General features: G+C 68.1%; 20 protein-coding genes. 11 read left to right on the forward strand and 9 right to left on the reverse strand.

Features of this window, described 5'->3' with window-relative positions:
* The first annotated feature begins 466 nt into the window (after positions 1-466).
* Positions 467-667, forward strand: coding sequence for an ASCH domain-containing protein (locus KME80_RS50280; protein WP_246644966.1), 201 nt, complete (start codon positions 467-469; stop codon positions 665-667).
* A gap of 23 nt (positions 668-690) precedes the next feature.
* Positions 691-840: an ASCH domain-containing protein gene (locus KME80_RS50285; RefSeq protein ID WP_246644967.1), complete on the forward strand. Its 150-nt coding sequence runs from the start codon at positions 691-693 to the stop codon at positions 838-840.
* A gap of 715 nt (positions 841-1,555) precedes the next feature.
* Here the strand turns inward: KME80_RS50285 and KME80_RS14450 are convergent.
* From KME80_RS14450 to KME80_RS14465, 4 genes are all read right to left on the reverse strand, one after another.
* Entirely contained in the window at positions 1,556-2,359 is an 804-nt protein-coding gene (locus KME80_RS14450) for a hypothetical protein (RefSeq protein ID WP_219505249.1), read from the reverse strand.
* A 710-nt stretch (positions 2,360-3,069) separates the two neighbouring features.
* Positions 3,070-3,564: a single-stranded DNA-binding protein gene (locus KME80_RS14455; protein WP_219505251.1), complete on the reverse strand. Its 495-nt coding sequence runs from the start codon at positions 3,562-3,564 to the stop codon at positions 3,070-3,072.
* A 325-nt stretch (positions 3,565-3,889) separates the two neighbouring features.
* The gene (locus KME80_RS14460; protein ID WP_219505252.1) at positions 3,890-6,982 is read right to left on the reverse strand and encodes an amino acid adenylation domain-containing protein; all 3,093 of its coding nucleotides are present in this window, start codon (positions 6,980-6,982) and stop codon (positions 3,890-3,892) included.
* A 6-nt stretch (positions 6,983-6,988) separates the two neighbouring features.
* Positions 6,989-7,285, reverse strand: coding sequence for a hypothetical protein (locus KME80_RS14465; RefSeq protein ID WP_219505253.1), 297 nt, complete (start codon positions 7,283-7,285; stop codon positions 6,989-6,991).
* A 65-nt stretch (positions 7,286-7,350) separates the two neighbouring features.
* Here KME80_RS14465 and KME80_RS14470 point away from each other — a divergent pair, with 65 nt between their 5' ends.
* Both KME80_RS14470 and KME80_RS14475 read left to right on the forward strand, forming a co-directional pair.
* The gene (locus KME80_RS14470) at positions 7,351-7,521 is read left to right on the forward strand and encodes a hypothetical protein (protein WP_219505254.1); all 171 of its coding nucleotides are present in this window, start codon (positions 7,351-7,353) and stop codon (positions 7,519-7,521) included.
* 274 nt (positions 7,522-7,795) lie between these two features.
* On the forward strand, positions 7,796-8,107 hold the full coding sequence (locus KME80_RS14475; protein ID WP_219505255.1) for an aminoglycoside phosphotransferase family protein: 312 nt from the start codon (positions 7,796-7,798) through the stop codon (positions 8,105-8,107).
* Positions 8,108-8,281: 174 nt separating this feature from the next.
* Here KME80_RS14475 and KME80_RS14480 read toward each other — a convergent pair whose 3' ends face one another.
* Positions 8,282-8,560, reverse strand: a complete 279-nt coding sequence (locus tag KME80_RS14480; RefSeq protein ID WP_219505256.1) for a hypothetical protein — start codon at positions 8,558-8,560, stop codon at positions 8,282-8,284.
* A gap of 123 nt (positions 8,561-8,683) precedes the next feature.
* Positions 8,684-10,030, reverse strand: coding sequence for a hypothetical protein (locus tag KME80_RS14485; RefSeq protein ID WP_219505257.1), 1,347 nt, complete (start codon positions 10,028-10,030; stop codon positions 8,684-8,686).
* Positions 10,031-10,054: 24 nt separating this feature from the next.
* On the opposite strand from KME80_RS14485, the gene KME80_RS50290 reads away from it, so the two are divergent.
* From KME80_RS50290 to KME80_RS14500, 3 genes are read left to right on the forward strand one after another with little or no spacing between them, the layout of a single operon-like run.
* The gene (locus KME80_RS50290) at positions 10,055-10,690 is read left to right on the forward strand and encodes a tyrosine-type recombinase/integrase (RefSeq protein WP_219505258.1); all 636 of its coding nucleotides are present in this window, start codon (positions 10,055-10,057) and stop codon (positions 10,688-10,690) included.
* On the forward strand, positions 10,687-11,019 hold the full coding sequence (locus tag KME80_RS14495; RefSeq protein ID WP_219505259.1) for a helix-turn-helix domain-containing protein: 333 nt from the start codon (positions 10,687-10,689) through the stop codon (positions 11,017-11,019). Before KME80_RS50290 ends, KME80_RS14495 begins: the two co-directional genes overlap by 4 nt.
* The gene (locus KME80_RS14500) at positions 11,016-11,687 is read left to right on the forward strand and encodes a hypothetical protein (RefSeq protein WP_219505261.1); all 672 of its coding nucleotides are present in this window, start codon (positions 11,016-11,018) and stop codon (positions 11,685-11,687) included. Before KME80_RS14495 ends, KME80_RS14500 begins: the two co-directional genes overlap by 4 nt.
* A 612-nt stretch (positions 11,688-12,299) precedes the next feature.
* Here the strand turns inward: KME80_RS14500 and KME80_RS14505 are convergent.
* From KME80_RS14505 to KME80_RS14515, 3 genes are all read right to left on the reverse strand, one after another.
* Positions 12,300-12,446 carry a hypothetical protein gene (locus KME80_RS14505; RefSeq protein WP_219505263.1) on the reverse strand — a complete coding sequence of 49 codons (147 nt, stop codon included), beginning with the start codon at positions 12,444-12,446 and terminating at the stop codon, positions 12,300-12,302.
* A 359-nt stretch (positions 12,447-12,805) separates the two neighbouring features.
* Positions 12,806-13,774 carry an SUMF1/EgtB/PvdO family nonheme iron enzyme gene (locus tag KME80_RS14510; RefSeq protein ID WP_219505274.1) on the reverse strand — a complete coding sequence of 323 codons (969 nt, stop codon included), beginning with the start codon at positions 13,772-13,774 and terminating at the stop codon, positions 12,806-12,808.
* 48 nt (positions 13,775-13,822) lie between these two features.
* On the reverse strand, positions 13,823-14,602 hold the full coding sequence (locus KME80_RS14515) for an aminotransferase class IV family protein (RefSeq protein WP_219505276.1): 780 nt from the start codon (positions 14,600-14,602) through the stop codon (positions 13,823-13,825).
* 117 nt (positions 14,603-14,719) lie between these two features.
* Between KME80_RS14515 and KME80_RS14520 the strand changes: the two genes are divergently transcribed.
* The 4 genes from KME80_RS14520 to KME80_RS14530 all read left to right on the forward strand — a co-directional run bounded on the left by KME80_RS14520 (position 14,720) and on the right by KME80_RS14530 (position 16,789).
* Positions 14,720-15,562, forward strand: a complete 843-nt coding sequence (locus KME80_RS14520) for an SAM-dependent methyltransferase (RefSeq protein ID WP_219505279.1) — start codon at positions 14,720-14,722, stop codon at positions 15,560-15,562.
* Between the two features lie 187 nt (positions 15,563-15,749).
* Positions 15,750-16,049, forward strand: coding sequence for a hypothetical protein (locus tag KME80_RS14525; protein WP_219505280.1), 300 nt, complete (start codon positions 15,750-15,752; stop codon positions 16,047-16,049).
* Positions 16,050-16,296: 247 nt separating this feature from the next.
* Positions 16,297-16,431 carry a hypothetical protein gene (locus tag KME80_RS51815; RefSeq protein WP_281426999.1) on the forward strand — a complete coding sequence of 45 codons (135 nt, stop codon included), beginning with the start codon at positions 16,297-16,299 and terminating at the stop codon, positions 16,429-16,431.
* On the forward strand, positions 16,424-16,789 hold the full coding sequence (locus KME80_RS14530; protein ID WP_219505282.1) for a hypothetical protein: 366 nt from the start codon (positions 16,424-16,426) through the stop codon (positions 16,787-16,789). Before KME80_RS51815 ends, KME80_RS14530 begins: the two co-directional genes overlap by 8 nt.
* Positions 16,790-16,807 lie beyond the last annotated feature (18 nt).

Genomic DNA, 16,807 nt, shown 5'->3' on the forward strand with positions numbered 1-16,807 from the left:
CGGACGGCCGCGGAACGTCGGAGTGCAGGAAGGCTCGCCCGGAGGGCGATCGCGCGTAGCGCGGCTTGGCCTTCCGGAGCGAAGAGGTTGCGCGGCATGCTCCACCTGTCAGCGGATCCATCGTCGGCGCGTGGGCCGCGGTAGCAATGAGGAAACGTGCAACGATGTTGTGCAGTGCGCAACGGCCGAAACGTCTTCCGCCGGGTCCTCCGCGATGAGTTCCCGCCGCGCAAGCTGCTGATGGCGCTGCCTAAGAAATAGGTGGACAGCACGGGATCAGGATCGGGATGGCAATCGTGACGGCTAGGTGCCGCCGCCCGACGGCCGCCCCTGGATGCGCGACATCACCATCTGGCCCGGCGACATCGGCTCCTTCGTCGCGGCCATGGTTGGGCTGGTCGGCCGCATGCTCGCCGGCCCCTAGCACTTCTACCGCAGCTACACCACCGCCGAATGGGACAGGATCATGACCGCCCGTGCGCACAGCTCCATGGGCGTGCGCGCCCGCGAGATGAACCTCTACCGCCGCTACTTCGACCTGGTCGCCGCCGGCCGCAAGACCATCGAGGTCCGCGTGCAGTACCCGAACCTCCGCAACCTCGCGGCCGGGGATCACATCCGGTTCGTCTGTGGGCGAGACGACGCCCTCACCCGGGCAAACGTGTGAGCCGGTACGCCTCGTTCGAGGAGATGCTCGATGCCGAGGGTCCGGCCAACGTCAACCCCGACAGCCCGCGCGAGCAGCAGCTGGTCACCATCCGCCGCATGTACGGCCCGGAGAAGGAAGCGCTTGGGGTGCTCGCCATCGAGATCGAACTTCTACGGGCTCCCACCGCATGATCCCAGCCCCGCTCCTGGAACGGATCGTAGGCTCGCGCGATGCGCGGGCCTTGATCACATCCCAGGAGCGGGTCCGAGGGCGGCGGGGTTCAGGCGTCACTGACTGGCCGGGACAGGCCGGTCCAGGGCGTCAGCCTGCTCCGGCAGAGTGACGAACCCGCCCTGACGGTCGAACCGGCGCGCCTGCAAGGGCAACCAGCCCAGCCAGCGCGGTGGCGAACGGGCCGGTCTGATCGGCGGGCAACGTCTTCACAGGCGGCCTCGAATCGGGCGCGCCCCTTAACAGGGGCTCTCGGCCCTGTTCCTCGGCCCGGCGTGCTGTTTCGGTGTCCTCCATCAGCGCGTGCCTGCCGGGGCGAGATTGTCCGCGGCGTGGACCTGCTCGATCGTCACCCGTTCTCGATCCACAGGGTGCGCACCGTATCGTCGGCCGCCAGGTAGTGGCCCGGCAGGTCGGGCACAGGCGGGTCACCGTCGCCGACTCGTGGCGGTCACGCTCGCGCCCTTTTGCTACCGGGTAGCGCGGCACCGGTGCACCGTAGGGGGACTTGACGCGGCAGACCGCCGTCCTGGTCAGCAACTCAGCTCCCCTCGTGCAGGGCCTCGATCAGAGGTAACGCCACCATGCGCCTTCCAAGCCGTCGTTCAGCACGTCACAAACGCCTCCTCAAAGCAAGACGCCCAAAAGCTCCCGAACAGGCCGCCGGAAACGGGATCACGGGTACTGAGAGGGCATCTTCCACGGCGCGACAGCACTGGCGATGAGGTCGTAGGCGTCGTACGGCGGCGTGGGGAGAAAGGTGTCGTTTTCGGCTAGATGTGCGGCCAGCAAGCCGGGAACGGGGTGCCATCCGGTCGGGCTCAGGTGCCAGCGGGAGTAGCTGAAGCCTGAGTCGTCCCACCGCTGGCCGTCTGCGGCGGTGCGGGCTCCCTGACCTGGCAGCCTGTCGGCGATGCCGATGACATCGCCGACGTCCAGCGGGCGTAGCCCGGACCGCTGGTACCGGCGCAGATCGTCGTCGGCGCCAGGGTCGGCGGTGAAGGCGAAGCGGGTGAGCACATCGTCCAGATCTCCGCGCGTGTCCCTGCCGTTACGCAGTGGCCGGGCGGGCAGGGTGAAGGTGAAGACTGGGGCCATGGGATGGCCAGATTGCCAGCCCAGCTGCCGGTCGGGGTGCAGGTTGTGCCACAGCGTGACGGGGACGCCGCCACTACCGGTGCCTTCCCGGCTGGCGTCTGCGTGCGGGGGGAGAGCCCCGCTTGCCCGTTTGCGGCGGCTACGCAGGAAACCGAGAATGGCCATGGCTTTCGCGGCACTGCTCGTGGGCAGCGGCGGCAGGTTCTCGGGGAGATGGGACGCGGCGAGAACGCTGAGGCAAAGCAGCGCGGCGCCGAGGATGAACACCCCCGTCAGGACGCGAGACCATGGGTGTTCCATGAGACGGGCGGCCATGAACAGCCGGCGCATGACCAGGGCGATCTCGAGCTTCGAGACGCCGAGTTCTTGTTCTTCGCTCATGCAGGCACATCTCCTTCACAGGGCGGGGAGGGGGACGCTGGCCGCCCAAGGAGGGGCAGGCATGCGGAAGGGCTCACTGCAGGTGGGTCGTGCCCCAGCGTGTTTGTGGCTGCGGCGAGGTCGTCATCGAGCGGGTCTGCGTAAGGTCATGTCGCCACGCTGGTGCGGGGGACGGCGACCAGGGACGGAGCTGGGTCGGCCGCGAAGCCCTGGTCGTGGGCACGACGGCGTTGCCTGGACGGGTAGAAGCGCTCAGCGGCCTGGTCGCGGAAGCGGGATGGATGGGCTACCGACTGCGTGGTCCGTCCGCGGGCCGTATCCGTCGATCGCGGGAGGCGCCGGGCAACTGGCCGGGCACCTCCCGGCGATCTGGCCGGTGGCGTGATGGGCCGCTCGGCATAGGGGATGCCAGGTGACGAGCTGAAGTCCGAGGTGATGCGTTGCGACGTGCCGGGCGGATCGTGCCCCCGGCCCGGGCTGGTGTGGACTCGCGCCGGGGTGCCGTCGGGGAGGGGAGGGGAGGGCCTCGCGTGTGCGGTGGTTCATCGAGCGTCATCACGCTGCCTGCTGGGGCGCAGGCGGAGACGGGCGCGCACCGGACGCGCACTGGGCGCTGCTGAGCTGCTGGGGGACAGCAGGTTCGCACGTCATGGGCCGACGAGCTCCGCCACGCGAATCCGCCGGCCCTTCCCGGACCCCTCCCAGGAGGGCTAGAAGGGGGGCTCCTCCTCCGGGAAGTCTCCGTTGCCGGGCGCGGAGCCCTCCGCCGTGCTGGAGGCGCCAGGGCGCTGCGGGGACGCGGAGGTCCATACGTCGTCGCCCGGGCCGCTGCCCTGGCGGGAGGTGCGGGTGACCTTGGCGGTGGCGTTGCGCAGGGACGGGCCTACCTCGTCGACCTCGACCTCGTAGACGGTGCGCTTCTCGCCTTCCTTGGTCTCGTAAGAGCGCTGCTTGAGCCGCCCCTGAACGATGACCCGCATGCCGCGCTGGAGGCTTTCGGCGGCGTTCTCCGCCGCCTGCCGCCACACGTTGCAGGTCAGGAAGAGGCTTTCGCCGTCCTTCCACTCGTTGGTCTGACGATCCATGAACCGCGGAGTGGACGCGATGCGGAATCGGGCCACCGCTTGCCCCGTCGGGGTGAAGCGCAGCTCCGGGTCGTCGACAAGGTTGCCGACGATGGTGATGACGGTGTCGCCTGCTGCCACGGGTGCCTCCTTGTTGTCGCGGCCCCGTCCTCACCTGGTGGTGGCTGGGGGCCGTTCCGGCGTGGCATGGTGGGACACTCCAAGCGAGTTGGCTGGTCAACCCCGGCTGCGGGATGTTTTGGGCGGGGTGGTCGAGGAACGAGTACCACCCCGCCCAAAAGATCTTGCGTTTAGCCGGGGTTGACCAGCCGGCCGCGGGGTGTCTCATGCCCTCGTGCCGGGATGGTCGTTCCCAGCTAGAACCTCTTTGTTGTCCTGCTTGTTGTCCTGTTTGTTGTCCTGGGGGTGGTGAGGCGCGTGCCTGCACCCTGACGTCGGTCGCAGGTCAGCGGCGCGGGGTGTTGGCCTGGCTGGTGTCGGCTCGGCGCCTGGCAGGGCCGGTGGGCGCGTTGGCGGGGTTCGGTGGGGCCTGGCGGGGCTGGCCGTTGCTGGTCGTGGAGCTGAGAGCGGCCGCGGCGGTGCGGGCGGAGGCTTGATGGTCGGCGATGAGTTTCCGCGCTCGGTCGAGGCGGGGGTTACCTGTCGTGGACAGAGGGCTGCGCATGGCCTCGATCTCACGCTTTCCGAGCGTGCGCTGCCACGTGGCGGCGTCGAGGTTCGGGTTGTTCCATAGCTCTGCGACCGCCGGGGACAGCGGTTGATAGGTCCGGGGGGTGTTCTTGGACGCGTGGTCTCTTCGTCCGGCCTGTTGATCGTGCAGCCGCTCGGCCAGCTGGGTGTCGCTGTCGGTCCGTTCTGCGGAGGCGAGTTTGGCGGCTACTTCGTCGAGGAAGCCCGCCACCGTGTCCTGCGGCACCCACAACGCTAGAGCTGGCTGATTGTTGCGGGCGATGCGCCAGTCCAGCCATTGCCGGTCGTCGTCGGGCGGCCAGGCTATGTCGCGAGGGTCTGTTCCCCTTCGGGTGGCTTGGTGGGCTATGTGGCTCGCGTCCGGAGCCGGGCGCATGGCCAGCCGCGGCTCGACGGCTGCACGGGTCAGGCTCGCGTCCATGGTGTCGAGTGGGACGGCGATGGGGCGCTGGCCTTCGATGTGGACCTGTACCTGGTCGGGGCGGTCGGCCCGGTGCGTCAGCGTCACCATCACCGAAGGCGCGTCGGGATGGCGCTCGGTGGTGTGTGGGCGCGGCCGGATGTGGTGCTCGGTGTCGACGAGGTGCTCGGCGGCGCCCCACACGTCGCGCAAGGACATGCGCCGGTTGCCTTCCAGCCGGGACAGGTAGTCCTGGCTGCGTTTGCGTAGTTGTTGGGTGAGCCGGTCCTGTGCGTCGGGATCATTGTGCGGCGCGATGTCGTACAGGGCGATGCCGGGGCGTGAGTCTGGGTCGAGGCTGCCGTCGATGGTCGTGGAGGCCGAGGGGCGCGTGGCCGGGGCCGGGCCGTGGCCGGGCTTGGCGAGGTCTGGGTGGAAGCGGCGGTGCAGGAGCTTGCCGTCGGCCAGCAGGGTGGGGTCGTTGACGCTCTGGGCCACCTGGTGGACGGCCTGCAGGAACGCCAACCGGCGGTCGGCGCTGATCGCGTCGTCCCTCACCATCGCAAACAGCGCCTCGGCTTGCCGTTTGAGGCCGTCATCGCCGCGCCGGTGGCCCAGCTGCCACACGTCCCGGGTGAACGTTCGCGCTGCGATGGGGAAGAACCGGTAGGGGTCGGTCTCAGGAAGCATCTGGCGCTGTACGGACACGACTTCGCCGTAGCCGGTGACCAGTTCGCCCCGTCGTATGCGCGCCACGGTGGCGTGGGTGACCCCGTACACGAGGTGGAAGGTGCCGTGCGGTGTGTCGATGGGCCGTGAGCGTAGTGCGGGCACGTGGACGGGAGAGTCGGCCGCTGGAGGGGTGGCCGGGGTCAGCGGGTGTTCGATGTCGCGGTCCAGGTCGGGCCCGTCGGCGGCGAGCGCGCGGATTTCCGCGGCGACGCGTTGGCGGAGCTCTGGCGGCAGGGCGTTGAGCCGGGCAGCGAAATCAACGCTGGGCGGGTAAAGATCGTAGCGGCGGCGAGCGTCCAGGGTGACGGGATCGGCTCCCGGGACATGCCGCGGGGCAGCGGGCTGTGCGGCGGCTGTTCGATCCTGCGGTGGGGGAGCAGGGGTGTTCCCGTTGACATGGGCGGCGGGTGGGCGGGTGGCGACTCTGACGACCTTTCGCCGGTGCTGGTTGGTCTCGATCAGGGCGAGCCGTTGCGCGAGGTGGCGGTGTTCGGGGTCCGGCTCGGTGCGGATGGCCGCGATGTGTATGGCGGCGTGGCGGGTGGGCGATTTCCGGCCGCCGACGGTCTTGTAGATGATCTCGCCTTGGGTGACCGGCGTGATGCGCTGCTGCAGTTGGTCGCGTAAAGGCTTGAAATGCTCACCGTGGAGTTTGACGATGTGGCTGTGGCGGGCTTCTTTGACGCCCGCAGCCTTCTCCGCCGCTTCGACGTGGTCGGCGACGCGTTCCCAGGTGCGGACGATGCGATGGAGACCTACCTGCTCCTCCACCTTTGCGGCAATGGTCCCCGTGTCGGCGGTGAGCACGCCGGCCGGGAGAGCAGGCGCTATCTCCGCGGCTGCGGCGGCGATGCGTTCAGCGGCCTCGGGTGGCCGGTCGCGCACCGCGAGGTTGAATTCCAGATCGTCGGTCACGGCGAGGACTTCGATGGCAGGGCGACCGGGCGGCCGATCCAGCACCAGTGGCGACTCGTCTTTGTCGTAGGAGGCCTGAGTCGCCGCGTACGTGGTGGGCCAGCGCCGAAACACCAATGCATGCTCCAGGCCGATCGGGACCGCGTAGATCTGCCGATCACTTCCAGGGACGGTCACTTTGGCCATCAAGCCCAAACCCGCAAGACGGTTCAGCCCGGTGCCGCCACCAGGAATCGTGGTGATGTCGTGCAGGACGTCCAGCGCCCCGGTCATCTCGTCAGCAGGCAGTCGCGAGAAGTCGGCCAGGACTCCCCGCACTGGTTCGATGGAGGTGTGCGCCCGGGCCAGACCGTGGGTGGGTGCGCTTCTGGCGATCATCTCCTGGTTGAGCTGGTGGCTGAAGGCCAGCCGTACCGTCTCTGCGGGAGAGGGAGTGCGGGTGGCGAAGGGAGCGGCCTGCCAGGTGCCATGAATGATGGGGCCGCCGCTTCCCTGCTGGCCGTAGACGAGCGAACGCAGGGCGAAGACCGCTTGCTCTTGGTCCGCAGGCGTGAGCTGGCGCAGGTCTGCGAGCGCGCCGTCTTCGAAGACGACGTCGAACTTGGGCCTGTCAGCTGGGACGGCGGCGGGCCGCACCCTGCTGGTTCGGTCGCCTATGACAGATTCAGCCTGCCGGAACTGGCGGACGTCGTCGTCGACGTCTGTACGCCTCAGCCCGATCAGCGGCGCATTGGGAACTTCGTCTGCCCACGCCCGCTCGTTGCTGTTCGCCTTAGCGCTGACATTGCGTTCACCGGCCATGACGGCTCACGCCGGCGGGTTGGGAGTCGGGCGGGTCACCTCAGGTTCGGGCGCGTTGGGGGGTTGGGCTAGGAAGTCCTCCAGTTCGGCGGTGGTCAGGGGCCGCTGGGTGGTTGTGGCCTGCTGCAGGACGAGCTCGTTCAGCAGGCGAGCTTGTTCGGTGCTGATGAGCATCGCCCGTGCGCCGTCGCGGTTGATGACGCGTACGGGGGAGGCGAGAAACCCCGCAGCGGCGATTGTGTCAACGACGTCGCTGAGCGTGCCGTTCACCAGGATTGACTGTGTTTCTTCAAAATCGCCCATGTTCTGTTATAGCGTCGCGCCTGCACCATTCGTCAACATTCTCAACAACTGTTTGTCATATTGCCTTGTTGAGTCCGGGCGGCTCACACCACCAGATCGCCGCCACCGACCCGACCGCCTACCACCTGCACACCGACGCCACACTTCCGGGCCAGCTGACCGACCACCTCACCGACCTGATCCACGCCATGGGCCAGACAGCCGACGAGCGGCGGGCGTCGCTGGCCCACACCTGACAGTCCCTGGGCGGTCTGCGGCGACCTCGCCGAGCACCCCGATGCTCCCCGCGCACCGCGATAGCGTGACCTCAACCCCAGCATCGAGCCGGGGGATCGAGCGCATCGTCACTGCGGGGAGCACGGCTATGGCCGCCGCCCTGTACCGGCTGCACCGGATCCCGACCCGTGTGGTGGAAGCCGTCGAACCCGTTCCGTGGGGGCCCGCCCACGCCCCTGGACACGACCAGGGCTTGGACCGACAAGCAGCCCAACCTCGGCGACGACCCCTCTCGTGCAGGAGGCATTCCACGCAGGAGCCGCGTGGCTGGCCTCCACCGCCCCCGACCAGCTCCTGGTGAACCCGCTGCCGCCCGTCCTCGGCCTGGCGGGCGGGAACCGGGCGAACTATCTGTGGGCCGGCGAAGAGGGGTGCGTTCGGCTGATCGACTGGGAGGACTCAGGCGGCAGCGACCGCGCCTTCGAACTTGGCGAGCTCTGCGAGCACATCTCCCGCCACGACGGCGCCCTGGAGGCCCACCAACTGCGGCCCCATCTCGATCTGCCCCTGGGGAAGCCGATCGGGTGCGCGACTTTCGCCGCTTGATCGCACTGGGCTGGTCCCTCCAGGTCGGCCCCAACGGCCCGGCGGCAACCTCCTGCGTCCTGCCCACGTGCGGGGAATGGTACAGATGGCGGCTGGTCGGGCCATCCTCTCCGGCAGGCTCAGACCTGGCGGAGGTCACCGTTCCCCTCCTGTGTCACGTTCGCTCAGCAGCCGTCAGGGCACGGCCGTCCAGTGCCAAGGACGAGGCCCGCGATCGCCGCGCAGACACGCCAGCCGTAGCACGATTTCGTCGTGGCGGGCCGGGTTCTCACCCGCGACCTGGGCGGCCATACAGGTCATCCGGAATTCGCGAATGTCTCGCAGCGTCTCGAACCCCGCCCAGGCGGTCACGTCGTGCCCGTACTCCCGCACGAACACCTCGCCGAACGGAAATGGTTCGAGAGTCAGACCGTTACCAGGAGCACCGAGCGGATGAATCAGGGTCTCCCTCAAACTGGGATCGCTTCACGACGAGACCTCGGTCTCGAGTGAGTCCTGGGCCGCGGTCCCTTGGGGGAGACCTTGGTGTGCCCTGGAGCCGCCCAGTGCATGGCAACAGAAGGTGATAACGCTTCGCTATATCAACGGCGGATTGTAGGGATTGAATCCATCGAGATGCGGGATGAGCTCGTAGGGATCTACGGCCCTGTCCTGTGGAAACCGCGGAGGCTCAGTGAGGGGGTCGACCGTGTCCGCATAGGACTTTATCCAGTCGATCCAGTCAGCCAGTGACTGACGATGGCCTTCGTCTGTGATCATGCACCGCGCGGAGGCCAGCTCGTCGGCGTACTGGCGTATAGTCCGTGCCCGCTGCCAGCCGTCCATTTCGGCAGCCAGCACCTGAAGGCGGTCTTGGGTGAGGACACGCTCCCGAGCGTGGGCCCTGGCAGTTTCCCATTCCCGGCGGAGCTGGTCCCGCTCCCGCTGCCGCTCCTCGGGGGAGCGGCCGCCGTCTATCATCGCCACTGCGTGGCAGATTTCCCTGGTGGCCTTCTCCATGTGGACGATGACCTGCCACAACTGCGACTCTAGCGTCACTCCGTCGCCGTCATACCAGTCGCAGCTTCCACGGCCGGGCCACTGCCAGAGCCGCAGACGCAGCTGTTGGGCAGGAGGAACATCGATGTCGTCAGGACTCTTCCGGGTGCTGCTGGACTGAGCTGCAAGACGCGTCGCCAGCTCTTGCCTCTGGAGCGCGACGGCCCAGCCCTCGTCACCGATGACGACCTCAAGGTGTCCGCCCTTGTAATCGCCGGGTCTCCGAACCTTGTAGCAGCAGCGAGTGGCCTCGTCCGCGATCGCCTGGAACAGCCGGAGGCCCCGCTGGCGGGCGGAGCCTTCGAGCGCGAAGGCCAGGTGGTCGTCACGTAGCTCGGCCACCACGGGATGTAGGTCCTGCAGATGCTGTGGGACATGTATGGGCCGCCGGTCCTTGGGGCGGGAGCGCATGTGCCGCTGGTGAGGTCCGCCTGTCTTGAGGCGAATTTCCAGGTCGCCTTGGTCACGTCCTTTGAAAGTGAGGTGGTAACCATCGGGGATCAAACCGTCCCGACGGGCGGCCTGGGTGGCCCCCCACCACTGGCGGCGAGCCGCCTCGTCCGGGCCGCTGATCCGTAACATGCCGCCCGCGTCAATGAGCTGCCTGAGAAAGTCTTCGGGGTCGATGGCCGGTTCATCCTTATTCGGCTCGTTGGCGTGCGCCGCTGGAAGGTGATTCCCGTTTTCCAGGTAGAGCCGACCGGATTCAGTCAGGACGGCGCTCCAGAAGCCCTTCGTTCGGGTCAGTACCACGAGCTTCCGGTCCTGTAGAGCGTAGACGGTCTTCGTCAGGCGTGATTCCCGTGATGTCACGGGCTTCACGCCCAACGCGATGCGGACAAGGATCGATAGCTCACGTTCGTCAAGCGCGTTCGGAGGCTGCATGCTGTCACTGCACACCCTGGGACGGTGGCCCGCAACCGAGGAATCATCTCCGAACTGGAGCAGGCGAACGGGCAGCGCATCGTCGTACCGACGCTCGGTGGCGAGCCAAGGAACACGACTTCGACCCGCGACGCGAAGCCCCGTCGTCTGCAGGATGCCGTCGATTTCGGCCGCAACCTCGACGGGCCGGAGTTCGGCGAGTACGGCGTGCTCTACGTCCGGCACGGCAAGGCCAAGAAGGGCTCTCCGCCCAAGCGCCGCAGCGTACTGACCGTCTGGGACTGGTCGGCGGAGATCCTGCAGGAATGGATCGACGACATCCGCCCGCTGTTTCCTACAGCAGGGACATCGGCATGCTGGCCCTCTGAGCGCGGCCCGCGCATCGGGCTGAGCGCGATCAACACCCGTCTGGCGGCCTACCGAGACGAACTCGGCCTGGATCCCGTGCTCGACTTCCATTCGCTGCGTCGCTCCTATATCACTCACCTCATCGAAGGTGGCTGGGACGCCCGTTTCGACCAGGAACAAGCAGGCCACGACCACGCCAGCTCCACCTCCGTCTACACCTGCGTGTCCTCCGACTTCCGCACCCGCACCCTGCGCCGGGCTCTGGACGCCACTATCGAGGCCGAACTCAAGCCGGCCAGGAGAGCACGATGAAACGACACGTCAGCTATCAATGGCGCCTGCGCGAGATGATGGCCGCGGCCGGCATGTTCGCCGCCACCGACCTCGAACCGCTCCTGCACGACCGAGGCATCAAGCTGTCCTCGGTGCAGGTCTGGCGCCTGGTCACCCAAACTCCCGAACGCCTGTCGCTGCCGGTGCTCGCGGCGCTCTGCGACATCTTCGACTGCACCCCGGCCCAGCTCATCGCCACCAAGGCGGAGAACGCCGCGTCCCGCAAGACCGCCACCGACGACGCCGGCGTCGCCGAGCTGCCCACGACCCTGCGACCCAAGCGCGCCCGCATCCGTCCCGAGGCATGACCGCCACGCCCCTGACCTGCGACGGCTGCGGCCAGGATGGACGCCGCTACCGACGCGGGCTCTGCGGCACCTGCGCCCTGACCGAGGACCTGCAGGCCGCCCTCGACGACGGCCACGGAAGCATCCGGCCCGAACTCCTGCCGCTGTTCGAGGGCATGCGCCAGATGGACAACCCACGAGCGGGAGTGAGCTGGTTACGCCGCCCACACGTCGCTGAGATGCTCCGCACCCTGGCCAACCCGGACACGGCGATCACCCACGAGACCGTCGACGCCATGACTCCCTGGCGATCAGCCGCCTACCTGCGGGACCTGCTCATGCACCACGGCGTGCTGCCCGCCGTCGACCGGCACCTGCTGCTGTTTCAGCGATGGCTGGCCGAATGGCTCACCGGCATCGACGACGTCGCGCACCGGCGCCTGCTCGAACGCTTCGCCACCTGGCACCTGCTGCGCAAGCTCCGCACGATCGTCAACCGGCAACCCCTCGGCATGAAGCGCAACCAGGACGCCCGCCGTGTCCTCGTCCAGGCCGCCGCCTTCCTGACCTGGCTGAACGATCACCACGCCCGCCTCGGCGGCTGCACCCAGGCCGACCTGGACGCCTGGCACACGCCGCCGCCTTCCTGGCCCGGCGGCCCGCCCAGGCGTTCCTGCGCTGGTGCATGACAGCTGGCCACATGCCCCAACCGGCCATCCCAACGCGCAGCACCCTCAACCCGGCCCCGATCAGCCAGCGGCAACGACTCGCCCTGATCCGCAAGGCCCTCAGCGACGAGAGCATCCCCGACCGGGTCACGCCCTGCTCGTCCTGCTCTATGCCCAGCCCATCAGCCGCATCCTCCGGCTCACCCTGACGACCTCACCCACGACGACGGCCAAGTTCTTCTGTGTCTCGGCGATCCGCCCTCACCCGTCCCCGAACCCTTCGCCGGACTCCTGCTCGGCTACACCCCGGCCAGACCGAACACCACCACGGCAACCAACCGGGACAGCCACTGGCTGTTCCCCGGCCGCCGCGGCGGGCAACCGCTGGACCCCACGACCATCCAGTTACGCCTGAGCAAGCTCGGCATCCTCGCCGGCCCGGGACGCTCGGCAGCGATCCGCCAGCTCGTCCTGCAGACCCCCGCCCCCGTGGTCGCACGCATGCTCGGCTACGACGGAGACACCGCAGCCCGACTCGCCACCGCAGCCGGAAGTCCATGGAGCCGTTACGCCCCCGGCGACCACGAACAGTGACACCTCTCAGGCGATCAGGCAGGAACTCAGAACACTCGATCATTGGCCCCTGCCAGTGCCGCCGGGGGCGGGGAAGTAGGCGCCCAGCTCGACGGCCAGCTCGTCATACAGCAGCTCCCACACCCGCATCGAGCATGGCTGTTCGGCGATGGCGACGGCCTCGGTCAGCGGGATGGTGTACCGCATGAACCCGGTAAGGTGCCCGTCCCGCACCTTGTGGGGGGGAGCCGGGGCCGCGGATCTGCCCGGCCGGGTTGGACATGGGGCCCTTGTCGATAATGGGGAAGCAGGCGGCGAGTGCGCACGCCACCTGATAAAGCTGAAGCCGAGCTTCTTCCACACCCGCGTGGCGTGCTCGTAGACCGGCTATGAGTGGTGGACTGCAAACCGGCCGCCGAGGGCCTGGCCGCCCGGCGAGAGGTGGCAAGAAACACAGCGTTCGATTCATGACCGAGGGGCCGGACAGTATCGGATTCCGAATCCCGAAAGGGAGATCTTCAGGCCGACACGCCGAGCGATTCTCGAAGAGTTCCGAGATGCTCAACTCACCCAGACATCTTGAGCAGAGCGCGTAGCGTCTCCGCTGGGGTGACACACCGGAAGCCCGTGTCGTCGTCGAGCATGTCGACGGCGGCGTCGTTGAAGGTGGACGGCGTTGCCCGGCTGAACGGGCTGGTGAAGGCGCTGCCCTTCAGCTCGTGACGGCCGGGTTCGGACTCAGTAGACAACCATTCCCAGGTGTTGCCGCACATGTCGTACACCCCGTAGGGGCTGACTCCGCTGTGATACCGGTCGACGGGAGTCGTCTGCCGTAGGCCGGACTCGCGGACGTTGCACTTGGCGGGCGTGAGCTGCGAACCCCACGGGTAGGTGTCGCCACGCAGCCCGCGGGCTGCCTTCTCCCACTGGTGACTGCTCGGCAGCACCTTGGCCGCCCATTCGGCGTACGCGGCAGCGTCACGCCAGGTGACGAACACGACCGGATGGTCGATGAGATGCGGTGGTGGGCCGCCTTCTCTACTCCAATGCTGAGGCCGGCGGTGGGCTGTCGCGGCGACGAAGCGAGCGTAATCGCCGTTGGTCGTCGGGTAGACGTCGATGTAGTAGCCGGGCAGGTAGACCGGCTGGTCTTCCGGGCCGTACAGGAACACGCCTTCCGCGACGAGCGTCATGAGCTTGCCGTCGATGGGGTGGCGAACCTGGTGGCCACCCAGCAGGAGAGTGGCGCCGGCAACGGGGGCTGCGACGCTCGCCTCCACCGCGGATGGCGCTGGGCCAAGGCCGAGCAGGTCGGCGAACCTGGCGTGCACCTCCTCCGGCGAGTTGGCGAGGCAGGTGTCCAGCGCCTCCTGGTTGACCGGCCGGGGATGTAGTTTCTCGCCTCCGGCTTCCCATTTCGAGATCAGCCGTTCGCCGACGCCCAGGTGCCCGGCGAACTGGCTGATGCTCATGCGTTTCGCGTCTCGGAGCGCTCGGATCTCGCGTCCGGACCAGAGTTTGATCGTGACCGCCATTCGGCTCTCTTCTTGGGGGTGGAAGGGGCTCACGCGGATTCGTCTGGTCTAGATGCTCTCTGCCGGGATCTCCTCGTACTCCTTGCGCAGGATCTCGAAGATGGGATGGTCGCCGGGTAGGGCGACGTCGTCGATCCCGTTGATCGGCCGGACCCCGATGGAGGTGTTGGTGGCGAACGCGGCGTGCATCGAGGCGATGTCGCCGACGTTGACGGGCACGTGGACTGTTCGATCGTGGACCTGCTGGAGCAGCCGCATGGTGACGCCGGGCAGGACATCACCACTCGGCCAGACAACCCGCTCACCGTCGTAGAAGCCGACGTTCCACGTCGCTCCCTCGGTGATGAACGAGGTGTTGTCGACGAACAGCGCGTCGTCGAAGCCGGCGAGCTGGGCTTTACGGCGGCCGCGAAGCGCGCCGAACAATCCCACGTGCTTCGCGGCCGGCAGGTCGCGCTGGTAGCCGACTGTTTGCACCCGCATGGGTGAGGGCGGCAGGGGAGCGGCTGGCCTGGTGGTCACCAGGACGCGCGGATGCGTGTCGCCGGCTGGGTGCGCGAGTTCCAAGGCCGGATCGTAGATGGTGACCCGGACGATGATCGCGCCTTGCACGTCACGTAGAGCATGGCGGACGTAGTCGCGTACCCTCTCGCGATCGAGCTCCGCAGCGAAGATCAGTCGACAATCCCGAACGAGACGGTCGAGATGGTGAGAGAGGCCACGGATGCGTTGATCTTCGACGCGCATCGAGGTGAAATGACCGTAGTTGACGAGCCCCAAGGCTTGGAGCGCATCTGGGGGCACGGGCGCCCCGTCGAGTTCCGCCATGCTTCCAAGTCTGGCACCGCCGTACCTGGGCGGACAGTGCGATGGGCAGTGAAAGGGCAGTGCTGAGGCAGGGGTAGGGCGTGGGAAGGGACAGGCCATGTGCTGAAACCTGAGGTCATGACCTCGCGTCCGACTCCTTCCGCCACCCCGCCCCCCGGCAGCGTCTTCAAGCCGAACGAGGCCGCCCCGGCCCGCACCTACGCAGAGCTGCGTGGAGCGGGCAAGGAGGCGTTCGCGTCCGACAGGGAGGCTGCCAGCGAACTGCGAACCGCGATCGACCAGGTGGACCAGGTCATGCAGGAGAACGCCGCCGCGCTGGTCCGAGTCGTCGCCCACTTGGCGCTCGAAGGCTACGAGCAGTTCGCAGATCTAGGCTGTGGAAAGCCCTTGGTGGGTGGCGACATCCGCAAACTTCCGGACCTTGCCGATGTCGCGGGCGGCATCCAGCCTGGTCGTCTGTGGTTCGCGATGGACTGTGACGAGTTGGTGGCCACGGCCTGCCGGGCGCTGCTGCGCGGGCCGGGCGTGAAGTTCGTCCAGGGGGACCTGCGGCACACGGCGGCCGTGCTCGACGCCATGGCCGCGCACCTCGACCTGGCCAAGCCGGTTGCGGTCATGCTCGGCGCCGTAATCCACTACCTCGACGACCACGAGGCCGAACAGCTCATGACGGCGCTCCGAGAGCACCTGGTGCCCGCCAGCGCGGTTCTCGTAACGAGCGTGACCCGCACCGGCCACGACCCGGACATGGTGGCCAGGGGGAAGACCGCTTACGAGCGGAAGCACGGCGTCACCATCTACATCCGCACGGCCGACGAGATCGCCGGCCTGGTGGACGGCTTCGACATCGAGGAACCCGGCTTGGTGCCCAAGATCGACTTCCTGCCCGGCGAGCAGGGCTCACTCCCCGTTCGTGAGGCGCCACACTTCCTGATGGTCCTCGCGAAGCGCCCGGTCTGATGGTCATGGCGTGGCAGCGGTCTGGAGCAGCGCACCCCCGCCCGGGGCGCTGCGCTGCCGCGCCGTGCGGGCGGCCCGGTGTCTTCTCCCCGCCGCACCGCACCCCAGGGCGCAGGCCGGCGGCACCGCCGACACCCCAAGCCCCGACCTGCGCCCTCTCCTACCCGACTCGACTACGGAGAAGGACATGCTTGCCGAGCGTGACGTCAGCACCGACCGCAGATGGGCCGACCGGTTCGAGCTGGAGACCGGCTTCTGGTGGCGCGTCTTTCGCGTGGAGCAGCACGTCACCGTGTTCTACCGGGGATACTCTGCCGAGCGCGGTGTCTACCACATGGGGGACTGCTACGACCCCGAGCCGTTGTGGGCGAGCATCTGCGAAACCCAGGACGAGAGCCGCCGCTGGGCCATCCGTAACGGCGTCCGCCCGCTGCCTCCCGTTCTGAGCAGCCAGCTCCCCGTCGCGCTGAGGAGCGTGGACGGGTAATGAGGCGAGAGGTCGACGGGCGGCCGGGCCTGGCAGGCCCACAGCCCTTCCACATCTCGGCGCCGTCGTGGCAGGCCACGACCGATCGCGCGCTCCGGCGCGGGCCCATCATCCTGACCCCGACCGGGTCGCCCGCGCCGTCCGGCCTCGCCGTCCACGGCAGGGCTCGACACCTGCCGTGGACGGCGAGTTCCACCAGGGCCACTCGCCGCCGATGCGGCAGGCCAGACCGAGCAGGGTGGGCGTGATGGACTACACCTTCCTCGCCCACCTCAACCACAACAGCCTGAACCCTCGCGCCCGCACCGCTTCCGACCCGGCAACGGCCCACCGCCCATCCGCCGACCCGGAACCATGCGCGGAGGAGGCAGAAGATGGCTGACATCGAATGGGAGATCTACCGGCGGCCCGAAACAGAACCCATCCGCATCGCCGACACCTCATGCTGCGGCGCCTACGAGTTCGCGTCCCAAGGCGGCCAATACCTGGTGCTGCGCCGCCGTCCGGGAGGAGGATACGAGGAGGCCGGGCGGGGACTTCACCGCCAGGCCCAAGCGGTGTGGGATCTCCTGGTCACCGAGCACAGCGGCAGTCACCGGCGCTCACCGGACGAGATCAACGCCGCAGCCGTGTACCGGGGCGGCGCCGACCGCGCCCCGGCCTCCGTTCAGGAGGCCGCCCAGCACCAGGAGCTCAACCGACAGACCCGCCCCGGACCCGCCCCGGAAGCGGCCCCCTGACAGAGCACAGCCTGGAGG

The sequence above is a fragment of the Nonomuraea ceibae genome (assembly GCF_019396325.1).
Taxonomy (GTDB): domain Bacteria; phylum Actinomycetota; class Actinomycetes; order Streptosporangiales; family Streptosporangiaceae; genus Nonomuraea; species Nonomuraea ceibae.

Excerpts from the sequence above, each read along its gene's own strand:
- KME80_RS50280 (WP_246644966.1), top strand. The coding sequence starts at position 467 with ATGACCGCCCGTGCGCACAGCTCCATGGGCGTGCGCGCCCGCGAGATG.
- KME80_RS50285 (WP_246644967.1), top strand. The coding sequence starts at position 691 with ATGCTCGATGCCGAGGGTCCGGCCAACGTCAACCCCGACAGCCCGCGC.
- KME80_RS14450 (WP_219505249.1), bottom strand. The coding sequence starts at position 2,359 with ATGAGCGAAGAACAAGAACTCGGCGTCTCGAAGCTCGAGATCGCCCTG.
- KME80_RS14460 (WP_219505252.1), bottom strand. The coding sequence starts at position 6,982 with ATGGCCGGTGAACGCAATGTCAGCGCTAAGGCGAACAGCAACGAGCGG.
- KME80_RS14465 (WP_219505253.1), bottom strand. The coding sequence starts at position 7,285 with ATGGGCGATTTTGAAGAAACACAGTCAATCCTGGTGAACGGCACGCTC.
- KME80_RS14485 (WP_219505257.1), bottom strand. The coding sequence starts at position 10,030 with ATGCAGCCTCCGAACGCGCTTGACGAACGTGAGCTATCGATCCTTGTC.
- KME80_RS14495 (WP_219505259.1), top strand. The coding sequence starts at position 10,687 with ATGAAACGACACGTCAGCTATCAATGGCGCCTGCGCGAGATGATGGCC.
- KME80_RS14500 (WP_219505261.1), top strand. The coding sequence starts at position 11,016 with ATGACCGCCACGCCCCTGACCTGCGACGGCTGCGGCCAGGATGGACGC.
- KME80_RS14505 (WP_219505263.1), bottom strand. The coding sequence starts at position 12,446 with ATGCGGTACACCATCCCGCTGACCGAGGCCGTCGCCATCGCCGAACAG.
- KME80_RS14510 (WP_219505274.1), bottom strand. The coding sequence starts at position 13,774 with ATGGCGGTCACGATCAAACTCTGGTCCGGACGCGAGATCCGAGCGCTC.
- KME80_RS14515 (WP_219505276.1), bottom strand. The coding sequence starts at position 14,602 with ATGGCGGAACTCGACGGGGCGCCCGTGCCCCCAGATGCGCTCCAAGCC.
- KME80_RS14520 (WP_219505279.1), top strand. The coding sequence starts at position 14,720 with ATGACCTCGCGTCCGACTCCTTCCGCCACCCCGCCCCCCGGCAGCGTC.
- KME80_RS14525 (WP_219505280.1), top strand. The coding sequence starts at position 15,750 with ATGCTTGCCGAGCGTGACGTCAGCACCGACCGCAGATGGGCCGACCGG.
- KME80_RS51815 (WP_281426999.1), top strand. The coding sequence starts at position 16,297 with ATGGACTACACCTTCCTCGCCCACCTCAACCACAACAGCCTGAACCCT.
- KME80_RS14530 (WP_219505282.1), top strand. The coding sequence starts at position 16,424 with ATGGCTGACATCGAATGGGAGATCTACCGGCGGCCCGAAACAGAACCC.